The organism is Shinella oryzae (assembly GCF_023038235.1).
GTDB classification, from domain to species: domain Bacteria; phylum Pseudomonadota; class Alphaproteobacteria; order Rhizobiales; family Rhizobiaceae; genus Shinella; species Shinella sumterensis.
Window position 1 is genome coordinate 2,012,115 of sequence record NZ_CP081987.1, and the last position, 16,072, is coordinate 2,028,186.

A 16,072-nucleotide genomic window follows, 5' to 3' on the forward strand; every position below is an offset into this window, starting at 1 on the left:
GTTTGCAGCGTGGGGAGGCAACCTTTGCGAGGTCGTTTACCCCTACTTGCCGGCCGGCCCCTTCACGCGGCCGGAGAGCACGCCGAAGCCTTCGATGATGGCTTCCTGGTTCTCCATGCGCACGGTCTCCAGCTGCACCTCCTGGAGGGCGCGCAGGATCTGGGGCACGCGCTCGTCGTCTCCCTCTTCCGTGGAAACGGCCAGTTCCCGTTCCAGTTCGCGGCGCTGCCACAGCAGCGCGCGGGTGCGCTTGTGCAGGGCAAGCGCCTGGAGATAGCCTTCGCGCGCATCTTCCGGCGCGGCTTCGGCCGTCGCGGTCCACAGGCGTGAATTGCGGATCTGCTGTTCCAGCCCCTTGAGCAGCGTCTCGAAACCGGCTGTTTCGAGATCCTCGATCAGCCGGTCGCGCTCCAGCCGCGCGCCGACGGAGCCGGCGATGCCGAGCAGCGCCGACCACAGGCGCTGGAGATCGCGGTTGTCGTACTCGATGCTGGCGATATCGTCGTAATCGCTGAACAGCAGGCCGGGATGGTTGACGACGGTGAGCGCCAGAACGCTCTCGCGCAGCGCCGGCAGTTCCTGCGCGCCGCGCACCAGCGCCGAGCGGGCAAGCCGGTCGGAAATACCCGTCGCGACCGCATTGCCCTGCTGGCCGCCACGCCCGCCGCCCCTCTGCTGGCGGTTGCCGCCGAAATTGCCGCCGCCCTGCCGCGGCACTGGACGGAAGAAGCTGTTCAGCCGATCGCGCATCGCCTGCTGGTAATGGCGGCGCACGTCCTCGTCGGCAATGACGGCCGTGACCTGGCGCAGCCGCGCCTCCAGTGCCGCGCGGCTTTCCGGCGTGTCGAAATTCGCGCCCTGCACCTCGCGGTTCCAGATCATGTCGGCGAGCGGCCGTGCGCTGGCCATGACCTTGTCGAAGGGCGCGCGGCCTTCGTGGCGCACCAGATCGTCCGGGTCCTTGCCGTCGGGCAACAGCGCGAAGCGCACGGTGCGCTCCGGTTTGATGAGCGGCAGGGCGAGATCGGCGGCGCGGTTGGCCGCCCGGATGCCCGCCCCGTCGCCATCGAAGCACAGCACGGGCTCCGGCGTCATGCGCCACAGAAGGTCGAGCTGGTTTTCGGTCAGTGCCGTACCGAGCGGCGCCACGGCATTCTCGATGCCGGCCTGATGGAGCGCGATCACATCCATATAGCCTTCGACGGCGATGATCGTGCCGGTCGCCCTGTCGTCCTGACCGGCGTTTCCGGCGCGGCCTGCCCCCTGCGCGGCCTTTCGGGCGCGGGCATGGTTATAGAGCACGCTGCCCTTGTGGAAGAGCTCGGTCTCGTTGGAATTGAGATATTTGGCCGGCGCATCCGGCGACATGGCGCGGCCGCCGAAGGCGATGACCTTCTCGCGCACCGAATGGATGGGAAACATGATGCGGTCGCGGAAACGGTCGTAGGAAACAGGGATTTCGGGCCCGTGCACAACGAGCCCGCAGGCCTCGATCGCCTCCTTCGGCACGCCCTTGCGCGCCAGATGCTCCTTCAGCGCATTGCGGCTTTCCGGCGCATAGCCGAGGCGGAACGTCTCGATGGTGCGCCCCGTCAGGCCGCGGTCGCGCAGATAGGCGCGCGCCTTGGCGCCGGCGGGGGTCTGCAACTGGTCCTCGAAGAAGCGCGTCGCCATTTCCATGACCTCGACGAGGCCCATGCGCTCCTTTTCCCGCTGCTCGGCCTGCGGGTCGGGCTGGGGCATCGCCACGCCGGCGAGGTCGGCGATCTGCTGGACGGCCTCCGGAAAGGACAGCCCGTCGAGATCGGTGAGAAAGCGGAAATGATCCCCCGACACGCCGCAGCCGAAGCAATGATAGCGGCCCTTGCGATCCTCGCAGTGGAAGCTCGGCGACTTCTCGCCGTGGAACGGGCAGCAGGCCCAGTAATCGCCGCGCGAAACGTTGGTCTTCTTGCGATCCCAGGTCACGCGCCGGCCGATCACGTCCGAAATGGGAACGCGGTCACGGATCTCGTCTAGGAAGGCATTGGAAAAGCGCATGGTTACCTCGGTCGAGGTTCATATAACCACGCGGACGCCCCGCCGCCAGCGATAGTCCGTCACCCACAGCAATCCACAGGCGACGGCACAAAGGAAAAGGGCGGCCGAAGCCGCCCTTCCCGTCTTACTTCAACAAGTCCTTCACCACGCCGGAGGCCTTGGCGAAGTCCATCTGGCCCGGATAGCGCTCCTTGAGCACGGCCATGACCTTGCCCATGTCGCGCAGGCCCTGCGCGCCGATCTCGGTGATCACGCCCGATATCAGTTCGCGCACCTTCTCGTCGGAAAGCTGCTCGGGCAGGAAGCCCTTGATGACGGCGATTTCCTGCTGTTCCTGGGCGGCGAGTTCGGGGCGGCCGTTATCGGCGAAGATCCTGGACGATTCTTCGCGCTGCTTGATCATCTTGGCGAGGATCTGCAACACTTCGTCGTCCTCGACGGGGCCCTTGCCCGCGCCGCGGTTGGCAATGTCGCGGTCCTTCAGCGTCGCCTGGATCAGGCGCAGCGTGGAGACACGGCAGGCGTCCTTTGCCTTGAGGGCTTCCTTCAGGTCGTTTGCGAAGATTTCGCGCATCATTTTCTCCATGAAAGGCCGCCGGCGCCGGATGCGCGACAGGCCCTTGTCGTCGTTCGATTGTGCATGCTCATAGACCGGCAACGGGCTCGACCGCAAACGGATTGCGTAAGCGCATGATTCAAAACGCTTTATAATTCCACGCAATCCACAGGCGGCGGTTGACCCCGCCATCCGCTTTGTCTATTTTCCGGCACCTGCACGAAATTTGGCAATCAGGGCGAACCAACGCGGGTTTCCGCGCGCCCTTGCCTGCGACCTCAAATGGTGCCTGGCCCCGCGGCTTTCAAGCCGGCGGCTCCGGTGCCGGAAACGGGATGAACATGACCTCGACCCCCGCATGGACCTCTGAAAAGCCGACCGCCCTGCTCGTGCTGGCCGACGGCACCGTCATCGAAGGCAAGGGCATCGGCGCCACCGGCAAGGTGACCGCGGAAGTCTGCTTCAACACGGCGCTGACGGGCTACCAGGAAATCCTGACCGATCCTTCCTATCTCGGGCAGATCGTCACCTTCACCTTCCCGCATATCGGCAATATCGGCGCCAATGACGAGGATATCGAAGACCTGACGCCGGCCGCCCGCCACGGCGCCGTCGGCACCATCTTCAAGGCCGACATCACCGATCCCTCGAACTACCGCTCGGCCAAGGACCTCGACGCCTGGCTGAAGGCCCGCGGCATCATCGGCCTGTCGGGCATCGATACCCGCGCGCTGACGGCCTGGATCCGCGAGAACGGCGCGCCGAACGCCGTCATCGCCCATGACCCGAACGGCGTCTTCGACATCGAGACGCTGAAGGCCGAAGCAAAGGCCTGGGGCGGCCTCGTCGGCCTCGACCTCGCCAAGGTCGCCTCCTCCGGCCAGTCCTCGCGCTGGAGCGAAAAGCCCTGGGTGTGGAACGAAGGCTATGAAGACCTCGCCGACAGCGACGTGAAGTATCACATCGTCGCCCTCGACTACGGCGTGAAGCGCAACATCCTTCGCCTCTTCGCCGGCCTCGGCTGCAAGGTCACCGTCATGCCCGCCACCTCCAGCGCCGACGACGTGCTGGCGCAGAAGCCCGACGGCATCTTCCTGTCCAACGGCCCAGGCGACCCGGCCGCAACGGGCGAATACGCCGTGCCGGTCATCAAGAAACTGATCGAAACCGGCCTGCCGATCTTCGGCATCTGCCTCGGACACCAGATGCTCGGCCTCGCCGTCGGCGCCACCACCGAGAAGATGCACCAGGGCCACCATGGCGCGAACCACCCGGTCAAGGACCACACGACCGGCAAGGTGGAGATCGTCTCGATGAACCACGGCTTCGCCGTCGCCTCGTCGTCCCTGCCCGACGGCGTGGAGGAAACCCACATCTCGCTGTTCGACGGCACGAATTGCGGCCTGCGACTCGTCGGCAAGCCGGTCTTCTCCGTGCAGCACCACCCGGAAGCCTCCCCCGGCCCGCAGGACAGCCACTACCTCTTCCGCCGCTTCATCAATCTGGTGCGCGCGAAGAAGGGCGAGGAAGCCCTGCCGGAACGCGCGTAAGGTTTCGAGCTACGGAAATTGGAAGGCCCCGGACATGTCCGGGGCCTTTTTCGTTTATCAATACACGTCAGTGCGCGGCGTCCATCAGACCCGCTGCCGCACGAGGCGGTAGAAGCGCCAGTTGAGCAGCACGGCGGCGGCGGCCAGCCCGCTGACGAAGCCGAACCAGATGCCGACCCCGCCGAAGCCCGCCGGGAAGGCCAGGAACCACGCGCAGAAGAAGCCGATCGGCCAGTAGGAAATGAGCGCCAGAACCATCGGTATGCGCGTGTCCTTGAGACCGCGCAGAAGGCCGGCGGCGATGGCCTGGAGGCCATCGACCAGCTGGAAGAGGCCGGCGACCACCACGAAGGGACCGGCAATCGCCAGCACCGCCGCCGAATCCTTGCCGGCCTTGTCGAGGAAGACAGCAGCGAGCTCGCGCGGAACGAGCGCGAAGAGCAGGCCGCCAAACACCGCGATGGTCGCGGCGACGGCGAGCACCGCCCAGGATGCACGCACCACACCCAGACGATCGCCGCGCCCATGCGCCACGCCGACACGCACCGTGCCGGCCTGCGCCAATCCGAGCGGGATCATGAAGGCGAGCGACGCAAGTTGCAGCGCGATGCCGTGGGCGGCAAGTTCCAGCGTGCCGAGACGGCCCATCAGCAGCGAGGCGCCGGTGAAGAGGCTGACTTCGGCCAGCATGGTCAGGCCGATCGGCAATCCCAGTTGCACGACCTCCCGGAATGCGGCCCAGTCGGGCCGCCAGAAACGCACGAAAAGCTCGTAGCGCCGCATGGCGGGCCGCGACTGGATATAGGCGGTGATCAGCACGAAGCTGAGAAGGTTGACGCCGAAGGAGACCACGGCCGCTCCCTCGATGCCCCAGGCCGGAAAGCCGAAATGGCCGAGCACGAGCGCATAGGCGAAGAAGGCGTTGACCGTCAGAATGACGATCGTGACATAGAGCACGATGCCGGCGCGGCCATGCGCGCTGACAAGGCCACGCAGCGTCATGAAGAGCAGTGCCGGCGCCATGCCCCAATGGGCGATCTTCAGGTAGCTGCCAGCGAGCGCCGCCACTTCGGGCTTCTGGCCGGCATAGAGCAGGATGCTCTCCGCATTGTAGAAGATGGGTATCATGAGCGCGGAATAGATCAGCACCACCCACATGCCCATGCGCACGGAACGGCGCACCGACACGGTGTCACCCCGTCCATACGCCTGCGCCACCATGGGCATGACGGCATTGGCGAAGCCCGAACCCAGAATGAACAGCGTGAAGAAGAACTGGCTTCCCAGCACGATGGCCGCGAGATGCGCAGCACCCAGCCGGCCGAGGATCACCACATCCGTCGTGTGGATGCCGAGCTGCGCGAGCTGGGCGCCGATCAGCGGCACGCCAAGCGTTAAAGTTGCGCGGAAATGCGCGCGCCAGCTGTTGTCGGCGTGATGCGATGCGGTGTGCATGATGGTTCTCACTTTCGCATCGCTTCCGATCACAAGTCCCGTCCGCGATCAATCGAATAGAATTGATGCTTTGATCAAAAAGACGAAAAGCGGCCCGAAACAGGCCGCTTCCGCACGGTTTTTCGTCGAAATGTCACGATTGAAAGCGCCTTCAGGCCGTTTCCGGCGTCGTTTTCGCCTTCGGGCCCGCGCCAGCGCCGCGCAACGTCGTGATGAAGACGATGAGCCCGATGAACAGGATCGCTGCCGCCAGCGCATAGGGCGCGCCGGCAAAGGTGACCGGCGCCTTCGGGCCGGTGAAGTAGCTGAAGGCCTGGGTGAAAAGCAGCGGACCGATGACGGTGGTGATGCTGGATATGCTGGTGAGCGCGCCCTGCAACTCGCCCTGCGCGGACGGCGGAACGCGTGCGGCCGCAATCGAGCGTAGCGGCGGATCGGCAAGGCTTTCGAGCGCCGTCAGCACGATCACCACATAGACCATCCAGCCCTGCCAGGCCGCGGCGTAGCCGCAAAGGCCGAGGACGGAAAAGCAGATGCCGACGACCGCCGTGCGGTATTCGCCAATCCTCGGCACGATGCGCGGCAGCACGAAGCCCATGACCAGCGCCCCGCCGATGCCGAAGACGCCGAGCGACAGGCCGATCTGGCCTTCGCTCCAACCGTAGCGCAGGGCGGCGACGAAGGGCCAGACCGCCGGATAGACGGCATGCGCCAGCCCGTAGCAGAACAGCACGACGCCCACCCACAGCACGCCGGGATGGTTGCGCATCTGCAGCAGCGCGCCGAGCGGATTGGCGCGGGCGAGTTCGAACCGGCGGCGGTTCTTCGGCGCGAGGCTTTCCGGCAGCAGGATGCAGGCGGCGACGAAGTTGAGGAAGGCGATCGCGGCGGCGCCGTAGAAGGGGATGCGCGGGCCGAATTCCCCGAGCACGCCGCCGATGACGGGGCCGATCACGAAGCCGGTTCCGAACGCGATGCCCATCAGGCCGAAATTCTTCGCCCGCGTCTCGTCGTCGGAGACATCGGCGATGAAGGCGGCGGCGGTGGAGAAACTCGCACCGCTGATGCCCGCGAGCACACGGCCGGCAAACAGCATCCAGTAGCTCGTCGCCAGCGCGCAGATCAGGTTGTCGATGGCGAAGGTGAGGATGCAGGCCAGCAGCACCGGCCGGCGCCCGAAACGATCCGAGAGATTGCCGATGAGCGGCGCGAAGAGGAACTGCATGCCGGCATAGACGAGCAGCAGCCAGCCGCCGTCGATTGCCGCCTGGCTGATATCGTCGCCCGTCAGTTCGTGCAGATAGGTGGGCAGCACCGGCACGACGATGGCGATGCCGATCACGTCGAGGAACATGATCATGAAGACGAGAAAGAGCCCGCGCCGGGTGGACCTGGCATCGACCATGAAGAGACCTCGAACGAAAACACCCGCCATCGGGCACGGAAATGTCAGGCCGCGACTTCTATTTCAGTTTTCCGGGCGAAACAATCCATGAACATCGCAAATCGCCGGCCATTCCAACGAAAAAACCCTCCGGCCAGGCAGACCGGAGGGTTTTCGTTGACGATGGATCGACGGGATCAGACGTCGACCTTGAACGTGTCGCACTGATCGACGCGGCCGGTGTCGAAGCCGCGCTTGAACCAGCGGCGGCGCTGTTCGGACGTGCCGTGGTTGAAGCTCTCGGGCACGACATAGCCCTGCATGCGCTTCTGGATCGTATCGTCGCCGATCTGGGTGGCGGCGTTCAGCGCCTCATCGAGGTCGCCCGCATCCAGCAGGCCCTTCTGCTGCGTGTACTTGCCCCAGATGCCGGCATAACAATCCGCCTGAAGCTCGACGCGAACCGACATCTGGTTGGCTTCCTCCTGGCTCATGCGCTGGCGCTGCTGGTTGAAGCGCGGCAGAACGCCGGTGAGATTCTGCACGTGATGGCCGACCTCATGGGCGACGACATAGGCCTGGGCGAAATCGCCGGCCGCATCGAACTTGCTGGCGAGCTCGTCGAAGAAGCTCATGTCGAGATAGACCTTGCGGTCACCGGGGCAATAGAATGGGCCGGATGCCGCCGACGCGAAGCCGCAGGCGGACTGGACCGAACCGGAGAAGAGCACCATCTTGGGCTCCTCGTAGCGCTCGCCGGCCGCCTGGAAGATGCCGTTCCAGGTGTCTTCCGTCTCGGCCAGAACCGTCGCCATGAAGGCCTTGGTTTCCTCTTCCTGCGGCGAGGTGCGCCGGTTGGCGCTTTCCGTCTGCTCGACACCGGGCACGCTGACCTGGCCGCCATTGCCCATGACCTGCAGCAGGTCGATGCCCATGGCCTTGAAGATGAAATAGATCACCACGAGGAAGATGATCGTTCCGATGCTCATGCCGCCGCCGGCACGACGCCCGCCGCCCATGGGGATGCGGAACCCGCCGCCGCGGCCGAACGGGTTGCCGCCACCCATGGAAGGCCCGGCTCCGCGCTGGTCCTCGATATTGTCCGACTGGCGACGACCTTTCCATTCCATGGCGCATTTCCCCGCATTGAATTGCCGACGAACGTTCACGACACGAATTCGTTCCTCAGCAACAGCTTATAGGGCGTGCCGGGCCCGCTTGCAAAACGAAAAGCGGGCACCCGGCACCGTCTCCGAAGCGGCGCTGCAGAGATTTTTCGTCCACCCTGTCGGCCGGTCGCCGCGTCGATCGTCTTTGGATATCATCCATCGATCAGGGCCAGGAGTACCCCCATGCGAAAGCTCATCGTCAGTGCATTCATCAGTCTCGACGGCGTCATGCAGGCGCCGGGCGGGCCGCAGGAGGATCCCATCGGCGGCTTCCGCTTCGGGGGCTGGGTCGCGCCCTATTTCGACGAGACGGCGGGCAGCGTCATCGACGAGCTGTTCGCCCGGCCCTTCGACCTGCTGCTCGGCCGAAAGACCTACGACATATTCGCGGCCCACTGGCCCTATGCGGATGCGAACGACCCCATCGGCCCGCTCTTCGACCGTGTGACCAAATATGTCGCGACCCGCAACCCGGCCTTCCGCACGGCCTGGCAGAACTGCCAGACACTCGGCGCCGATGCCGTCGCGGCCGTGAAGGCGCTGAAGGGCGGCGACGGGCCGGATCTCCTCACGCAGGGCTCGCCCGATTTCCTCAGGACGCTGTTCGAAAACGACCTCGTCGACGAGATCAACGTCTTCGTCTTCCCCGTCATCCTCGGCAAGGGCAAGCGCCTGTTCGGCGATGCCTCCTTCCCGCGCGCCCTCACCCTTGAAAGCTCGAGAACAAGCCAGAACGGCATCGTCATCAGCCGCTATGTCCGCGCCGGCGATGTCGCGACCGGCTCCTTCGAGTTCGACACACCGACCGATGCCGAGCTGGAGCGCCGCCGCAACCTGACATGACTTGACCGCGCGCCCCTTCCCCGATCCAATCCGCGGTGAGGACAAGGGAGGACAGCATGAAGGCGGCGCGGCTCGAAGCGATCGGCGAATTTTACGTGCGTGCGGTGGAAACGCCGTCGCCCGGCCCGGACGAACTGCTCGTGCGGATCGAGGCCGCCGGCATCTGCGGCACCGACCGCCACCTCCTGCACGGCACATTCCCCTGCAGGCCTCCGGTGACGCTCGGCCACGAATTCTCCGGCATCGTGGAGGCCGTCGGCGATGCCGTGATCGATTTCCGCCCCGGCATGCGCATCACCGGCAATCCCAACATCCATTGCGGACGATGCGCCCAGTGCCGGCGCGGCCGCATCAATCTGTGCGAGAACCTGGAGGCGATCGGCATCCACCGCGACGGCGGCTTTGCAGACTATGTGCTGGTGCCGCAAAGGCAGGCCCATGAACTGCCCCTGTCCCTGCCGCCGGAACATGGCGCGTTCTGCGAGCCGCTGGCCTGCTGCCTGCACGGCATCGACATGGCCGGCATCCGGCCGGGTAGTTCCGTCGTGGTGCTGGGCGGCGGCGTCATCGGCATGCTGGTGGTGCAGCTCGCGAGGCTGGCGGGCGCGACATCCGTCGTCCTCGTCACCCGCCAGGCCGCACGCCGCCAGTTGGCGGAAGCGACCGGCGCGACCGCGTCCTTCGATCCCGGCAGCGGCAATGTCATCGAGGGTATCGGCGGCCCAAATGGCCTGCTTCCCGGCGGCGCGGATGTCGTCATCGAATGCGCCGGCGTGGCGGAGACCATGGCGGACGCGCCGAAACTGGCCTGCAACGGCGGCACCGTCGTCATTCTCGGCGTGATGTCGCAGGGCGAGACGGTCGCCATCGAGCCTTTCGACCTGCTGTTCCGGGAAGTGCGCGTGCTGACCGCTTTCCTCAATCCCGATACCCATGCCCGCGCCGCCGCCCTGATCGCGGAGGGGACGATCCGGGTCGAGCCGCTGATCTCGCGCCGCATCGGCCTCGATGCCCTGCCGGACGCGCTGGCGAACCCGCCGCGGCCGGGAGAGGTGAAGGTGCTGGTCATGCCAGGACGTTGAGACTAGGCAAGTGCCTCCGCCGCCACGGTCTCCTCCAGCCATGCCGCGAAGGCCGACATGGCCGGGGTGAGGCTGCGCGATTGCAGGCGGGTCAGCCAGTAGCTGCCGAGCGCGACGCTGGTCTCGAAGGGCTGGACGACCGTGCCGGCCGAAAGCGGCCGGGAAAACATCAGCGGCGGAGCGAGGCCCACGCCCTCCCCCTGCAGCACCGCCTCCATCATGGCGAGCGAGGTATCGAAAACGATGGCGTTCTGCGGCGGCGGGGTGCGCGGCAAGCCGGCGGCCTCGAACCAGCGCGTCCACTCGTCCCGCCGATAGGAGCGCAGGAGCGTCAGGCCGAGCAGGTCCTCCGGCGTCTTCAGCCCGCGCGCGATAGCGGGGATGGCGAGCACGGAAAGCGGCGCATCGAACAGCCTGACGGCATCCGTGCCGTGCCATGCGCCGGCCCCGAAGCGGATGGCGAAATCGAGCCCTTCGGCCGCGAGGTCGACACGGTTGTTGTTGGTTGAAAGCCTGATTTCCACGAAGGGATGGCGCTCGCGAAATGCAGCAAGGCGCGGCAGAAGCCAGCCGACGGCGAAGGTGCCGACCGCACCGACCGTCAGGATCTCCCGCACATGACCGCCCCGGAACCGCTCCACGACATCAGCCATGCGATCGAAACTGTCGCGCAGCACCGGCAGCAGGCTCTCGCCCTCCGCAGTGATCATCAGCCCGCGCGGCAGCCGCTTGAAGAGCACGACGTTCAACTGTTCCTCCAGGCTCTTCACCTGATGGCTGACCGCCGCCTGCGTCACATTCAGCTCGATGGCGGCGCGCGTGAAGGAGAGATGGCGCGCGGACGCCTCGAAGGCGCGGAAAGCGTTCAGCGGCAGATAGGGCCGAACCATGGCAATGCCCCAATTTTCCTAATGGCTGAGACCAGTATTGATCTTTTGTCCCGGCATCAGATCATTGCTATCCACAATACGCAAGTCATTCAGAATTCAAGGAAACCGTGATGGATATCCGTCTTTTCGCGGCCGGCGCCCTGCTGGCTGCAAGCCTCTCCACGCCAGCCGAAGCCCGCATTATTTGTACCATCGTCACGGACGCTGCCGATGGCGTGGTGATTCTGGAAAAGGGCGACTGCAAGACGCGCGTGACGCCCGCCTCAACCTTCAAGGTGCCGCTTGCCGTGATGGGCTACGACGCCGGCTTTCTGGAAAATGCGGAGGAACCGGTCCTGCCCTTCATGAAGGGCTATCCGGACTGGGGCGGCGACAACTGGCGCCAGCCGACCACGCCGAAGCGCTGGATGGAGTTTTCGGTCGTCTGGTATTCGCAGCGCATCACCGAATTCCTCGGCTACGAGCAGCTGCGCGACTATGCGGATGCCTTCGGCTACGGCAACGGCGACATGACAGGCGACCCCCGCAAGGACAACGGGCTTGAGCGGGCCTGGATCGCGTCCTCTTTGAAAATATCGCCGCGCGAGCAGGTCGCGTTCCTGGCCAAGCTCGTGAACCACGAACTGCCCGTCTCCGCCGACGCCATGGACGCGGCCATGGAGATCGTCGAACGAAAGGACATTGCCGACGGCTGGCGCGTGCAGGGCAAGACCGGCATGGCGTATCCCCGCAAGGCGGACGGCAATTTCGATTATGCGAGACCCTGGGGCTGGTATGTCGGCTGGGCACGGCGCGACGATCGCACCGTCGTTTTCGCCCGTCTGTTGCAGGACGAGAAGAAGGAGGAGCCGCGCACCAGCCTGCGCGCCCGCGACGGCATCCTCGCCGAACTGCCGGCCATTCTCGCGAAGAATTGAGGCCGGCCGCTCCCCGCTTTGGTGTGGGGAGCGCGCGCCCTCCCGCCGCCGCCCCGAGCGGCTGATCCGGCGCGCTGCATTTTTCCTGTCGACGGGGCAATTTTCGGGGTTCCGCTCGCCCCTGCATTTGCCTATAAGCCGCTTCTAGCCTTGAAAGACCACTTTTGCGCGCCCGGCCCGGTGAACCTATCGCCATGCCGGTTTTTCGCGCACGCGGCAAAGCGGAAGAACGGATAGAGATATGCCCAAGCGCCAAGATTTGAAATCGATCCTCATCATCGGCGCGGGGCCGATCGTCATCGGTCAGGCCTGTGAATTCGATTATTCCGGCACGCAGGCCTGCAAGGCGCTGAAAGAGGAAGGCTACCGGGTCATCCTCGTGAACTCCAACCCGGCGACGATCATGACCGATCCGGGCCTGGCCGACGCCACTTATGTCGAGCCGATCACGCCCGAGGTCGTCGCCAAGATCATCGCCAAGGAACGCCCGGACGCGCTGCTGCCCACCATGGGCGGCCAGACGGCGCTCAACACCGCGCTCTCCTTGAAGCGCATGGGCGTTCTCGATCGATACAATGTCGAGATGATCGGCGCCAAGCCCGCCGCCATCGACATGGCCGAAGACCGCGCCCTCTTCCGAGAAGCCATGGCCCGCATCGGCCTGGAAACGCCGAAGTCGCTGCTCGCCAACGCCACCGAGATCAAGGACCAGGACCGCAAGGTTCATGAGGCCCAGCGCGCCAAGCTGAAGGCCGAACTGTCCGGCGAAGCGCTCGACAAGGCGCTGGACGAGCTGGAAAACCAGTGGAACCTCGGCGAGACCGACCGCAAGCAGCGCTATATGAGCCATGCCATGGCGATCGGCGCACAGGCGCTCGACGAAATCGGCCTGCCGGCCATCATCCGCCCGTCCTTCACGCTCGGCGGCACCGGCGGCGGCATCGCCTACAACCGCTCGGAATTCTTCGAGATCGTCAATTCCGGCCTCGACGCCTCGCCGACCACCGAAGTGCTGATCGAGGAATCCGTGCTCGGCTGGAAGGAATATGAGATGGAAGTCGTCCGCGACAAGGCGGACAACTGCATCATCATCTGCTCCATCGAGAACATCGACCCAATGGGCGTCCACACGGGCGATAGTATCACCGTCGCGCCGGCCTTGACCCTGACGGACAAGGAATATCAGATCATGCGCAACGCCTCGATTGCGGTGCTGCGCGAGATCGGCGTGGAGACCGGCGGCTCGAATGTGCAGTTCGCCGTCAACCCGAAGAACGGCCGCCTCGTCGTCATCGAAATGAACCCGCGCGTTTCGCGCTCGTCGGCGCTGGCCTCCAAGGCGACCGGCTTCCCGATCGCCAAGATCGCGGCCAAGCTTGCCATCGGCTACACGCTCGACGAATTGGAGAACGACATCACCGGCGGCGCGACCCCGGCCTCCTTCGAACCGTCGATCGACTATGTCGTGACGAAGATCCCGCGCTTCGCCTTCGAAAAGTTCCCCGGCGCCGAGCCCACGCTGACCACCGCCATGAAGTCGGTCGGTGAGGTCATGGCCATCGGCCGCACCTTCGCCGAATCGCTGCAGAAGGCGCTGCGCGGTCTCGAAACCGGGCTCACCGGCCTGGACGAGATCGAGATTCCAGGACTCGGCGACGGCAATGACAAGAACGCCATCCGCGCCGCCATCTCCACGCCCACTCCGGACCGCCTGCGCATGGTCGCCCAGGCGCTACGCCTCGGCCTGTCGCTGGAGGAAGTGCACGAAGGCTCCAAGATCGACCCGTGGTTCCTCGAGCAGTTCAAGGCCATCGTCGACATGGAAGCCCGCATCCGCGAGCATGGCTTGCCCGCCGACGCCGAGAACCTGCGCATGCTGAAGGCCATGGGCTTCTCCGACGCCCGCCTCGCCACGCTCTCCGGCAAGCGCCCGAAGGAAGTCGCGGAACTCCGCAACGGCCTCGACGTGCGCCCGGTCTTCAAGCGTATCGACACCTGCGCCGCCGAATTCGCCTCGCCGACCGCCTACATGTACTCGACCTACGAGACGCCGTTCGCCGGCGCCACGCGCTCGGAAGCCGGCATTTCCGACCGCAAGAAGGTCGTCATCCTCGGCGGCGGCCCGAACCGCATCGGCCAGGGCATCGAGTTCGACTATTGCTGCTGCCACGCCGCCTTCGCGCTGAAGGATGCCGGCTATGAGGCAATCATGGTCAACTGCAACCCGGAAACCGTCTCGACCGACTACGACACGTCGGACCGTCTCTACTTCGAGCCGCTGACGGCCGAAGACGTGATCGAAATCCTGAAGGCCGAGCAGACCAATGGCGAACTCGTCGGCGTCATCGTGCAGTTCGGCGGCCAGACCCCGCTGAAGCTCGCCGAAGCGCTGGAAAAGAACGGCATCCCGATCCTCGGCACCGCACCCGACATGATCGACCTCGCCGAAGACCGCGACCGCTTCCAGAAGCTGCTCCAGAAGCTCGACCTGACCCAGCCGAACAACGGCATCGCCTATTCCGTCGAGCAGGCCCGCCTGATCGCCGGCGAGATCGGCTTCCCGCTGGTCGTGCGCCCGTCCTACGTGCTCGGCGGCCGCGCCATGCAGATCATCCATTCGGAATCGATGCTGCAGACCTACCTGCTCGACACGGTGCCGGAACTCGTCCCCGAGGACATCAAGCAGCGCTACCCGAACGACAAGACCGGCCAGATCAACACGCTGCTCGGCAAGAACCCGCTGCTCTTCGACAGCTACCTGTCGAATGCCGTGGAAGTCGACGTCGACGCGCTCTGCGACGGCAAGGACGTTTTCGTCTCCGGCATCATGGAGCATATCGAGGAAGCCGGCATCCATTCGGGCGACTCGGCCTGCTCGCTGCCGGTCCACACGCTCTCCAACGAGATCGTCGACGAACTGGAGCGCCAGACGAAAGCCCTCGCAAAGGCGCTCAATGTCGGCGGCCTGATGAACGTGCAATACGCCATCAAGGACGGCACGATCTACGTGCTGGAAGTCAACCCGCGCGCCTCGCGCACCGTACCTTTCGTGGCCAAGACCATCGGTGCGCCGATCGCCAAGATCGCCGCCCGCGTCATGGCCGGTGAAGGCCTCGATGCGGCGATTGCCGCCTATGGCAAGAAGCCCGACCCGCGCAACCTCAAGCACATCGCGGTCAAGGAAGCCGTGTTCCCGTTTGCCCGCTTCCCGGGCGTCGACACGCTGCTCGGCCCGGAAATGCGCTCGACCGGCGAGGTCATCGGCCTCGACACCGACTTCGCGCTCGCCTTTGCCAAGTCGCAGCTCGGCGCCGGCGTCGACCTGCCGCGCGAAGGCACGGTCTTCGTGTCGGTGCGCGACGAGGACAAGGACCGCGTGCTCGCCGCCATCAACATCCTGACGGGCATCGGCTTCAAGGTGATGGCAACGTCGGGCACCGCCCGCTTCCTCGCCGAAAAGGGCATCGAGGCCATCAAGATCAACAAGGTGCAGGAAGGCCGTCCGCATATCGAGGACGCCATTCGCAACCGTCAGGTCCAGCTGGTCATCAACACGACCGACGGCAACAAGGCGATCTCGGATTCGAAGTCGCTGCGCCGCGCCGCGCTGATGCAGAAGGTACCCTACTACACGACCATGGCCGGCGCGCTCGCCGCCGCCCAGGCCATCCAGGCTCTCAAGCAGGGCCAGCTGGAAGTGCGTCCGTTGCAGGCGTATTTCTGAGGGTCGGCAATGGACAAGCCCTTGCGCTACTCGCTTCACGCTCAACCGTGATGCGGGAGCGCAAGCTGGATCCGGCATGGATCGCCGCTGCCGTGCGCTCACCGGAATGGATCATGCCCGGCCCGGCAGGGTCGGGAGCGCAGAGGCGGTATCGGTCCATTCCCGCCCTTGAGGGACGAATCTTGCGCGTCGTTTGTGTTGAAACGGCCGATGAGATACGAATAGTCTCAGCATTTATCGACAGAGGCGCGAGGAAACCGGCATGACCGTAAAAGTCGAGTACGACCCCGTCGCGGATGCTGCCTATATCCGGTTCTCCCACGAAGACATTATCGAGACCGAAGAAGTGTCGCAGGGCATCATGCTCGACTACGACAAGGACGGCCGTATCGTTGGGCTGGAAGTGCTGGATGCCCGCACACATCTGCCCAAAGACCTGCTGTCTCAAGCCGCCTGAGGCCA

Annotated in this window: 12 protein-coding genes; 6 read left to right on the top strand and 6 right to left on the bottom strand. The window is 65.1% G+C overall.

The window, feature by feature from the left end; translation table 11 throughout:
- Positions 1–42: 42 nt before the first annotated feature.
- Entirely contained in the window at positions 43–2,040 is a 1,998-nt protein-coding gene (gene dnaG, locus K6301_RS09890; protein ID WP_247216546.1) for a DNA primase, read from the bottom strand.
- Between the two features lie 124 nt (positions 2,041–2,164).
- Entirely contained in the window at positions 2,165–2,614 is a 450-nt protein-coding gene (locus tag K6301_RS09895; RefSeq protein ID WP_134647140.1) for a GatB/YqeY domain-containing protein, read from the bottom strand.
- Positions 2,615–2,937: 323 nt separating this feature from the next.
- On the opposite strand from K6301_RS09895, the gene carA reads away from it, so the two are divergent.
- Positions 2,938–4,146 carry a glutamine-hydrolyzing carbamoyl-phosphate synthase small subunit gene (carA, locus tag K6301_RS09900; protein ID WP_134647138.1) on the top strand — a complete coding sequence of 403 codons (1,209 nt, stop codon included), beginning with the start codon at positions 2,938–2,940 and terminating at the stop codon, positions 4,144–4,146.
- An 84-nt stretch (positions 4,147–4,230) separates the two neighbouring features.
- Here carA and K6301_RS09905 read toward each other — a convergent pair whose 3' ends face one another.
- The 3 genes from K6301_RS09905 to ypfJ form a co-directional block, all read right to left on the bottom strand.
- Positions 4,231–5,601 carry an MATE family efflux transporter gene (locus K6301_RS09905; protein WP_247216548.1) on the bottom strand — a complete coding sequence of 457 codons (1,371 nt, stop codon included), beginning with the start codon at positions 5,599–5,601 and terminating at the stop codon, positions 4,231–4,233.
- A 151-nt stretch (positions 5,602–5,752) separates the two neighbouring features.
- The gene (locus K6301_RS09910) at positions 5,753–7,006 is read right to left on the bottom strand and encodes a TCR/Tet family MFS transporter (protein WP_247216550.1); all 1,254 of its coding nucleotides are present in this window, start codon (positions 7,004–7,006) and stop codon (positions 5,753–5,755) included.
- A gap of 176 nt (positions 7,007–7,182) precedes the next feature.
- Positions 7,183–8,115 carry a KPN_02809 family neutral zinc metallopeptidase gene (gene ypfJ / locus K6301_RS09915; RefSeq protein ID WP_247216552.1) on the bottom strand — a complete coding sequence of 311 codons (933 nt, stop codon included), beginning with the start codon at positions 8,113–8,115 and terminating at the stop codon, positions 7,183–7,185.
- Between the two features lie 222 nt (positions 8,116–8,337).
- Between ypfJ and K6301_RS09920 the strand changes: the two genes are divergently transcribed.
- Positions 8,338–8,997, top strand: coding sequence for a dihydrofolate reductase family protein (locus K6301_RS09920; RefSeq protein WP_247216554.1), 660 nt, complete (start codon positions 8,338–8,340; stop codon positions 8,995–8,997).
- Between the two features lie 56 nt (positions 8,998–9,053).
- On the top strand, positions 9,054–10,079 hold the full coding sequence (locus tag K6301_RS09925) for a zinc-dependent alcohol dehydrogenase family protein (protein ID WP_247216556.1): 1,026 nt from the start codon (positions 9,054–9,056) through the stop codon (positions 10,077–10,079).
- A 2-nt stretch (positions 10,080–10,081) separates the two neighbouring features.
- On the opposite strand, the gene K6301_RS09930 is transcribed toward K6301_RS09925, so the two are convergent.
- A complete protein-coding gene (locus K6301_RS09930) occupies positions 10,082–10,969 on the bottom strand; it encodes a LysR family transcriptional regulator (RefSeq protein WP_247216558.1) in 888 nt (295 codons plus the stop codon).
- Between the two features lie 110 nt (positions 10,970–11,079).
- Here K6301_RS09930 and blaOXA point away from each other — a divergent pair, with 110 nt between their 5' ends.
- From blaOXA to K6301_RS09945, 3 genes are all read left to right on the top strand, one after another.
- Positions 11,080–11,886, top strand: a complete 807-nt coding sequence (blaOXA, locus tag K6301_RS09935; protein ID WP_247216559.1) for a class D beta-lactamase — start codon at positions 11,080–11,082, stop codon at positions 11,884–11,886.
- A gap of 241 nt (positions 11,887–12,127) precedes the next feature.
- The gene (carB, locus tag K6301_RS09940; RefSeq protein ID WP_247216567.1) at positions 12,128–15,610 is read left to right on the top strand and encodes a carbamoyl-phosphate synthase large subunit; all 3,483 of its coding nucleotides are present in this window, start codon (positions 12,128–12,130) and stop codon (positions 15,608–15,610) included.
- Positions 15,611–15,872: 262 nt separating this feature from the next.
- Positions 15,873–16,067 (top strand): DUF2283 domain-containing protein, encoded by a 195-nt coding sequence (locus tag K6301_RS09945; protein ID WP_247216569.1) that lies wholly within the window; start codon positions 15,873–15,875, stop codon positions 16,065–16,067.
- The last annotated feature ends 5 nt before the right edge of the window (positions 16,068–16,072 follow it).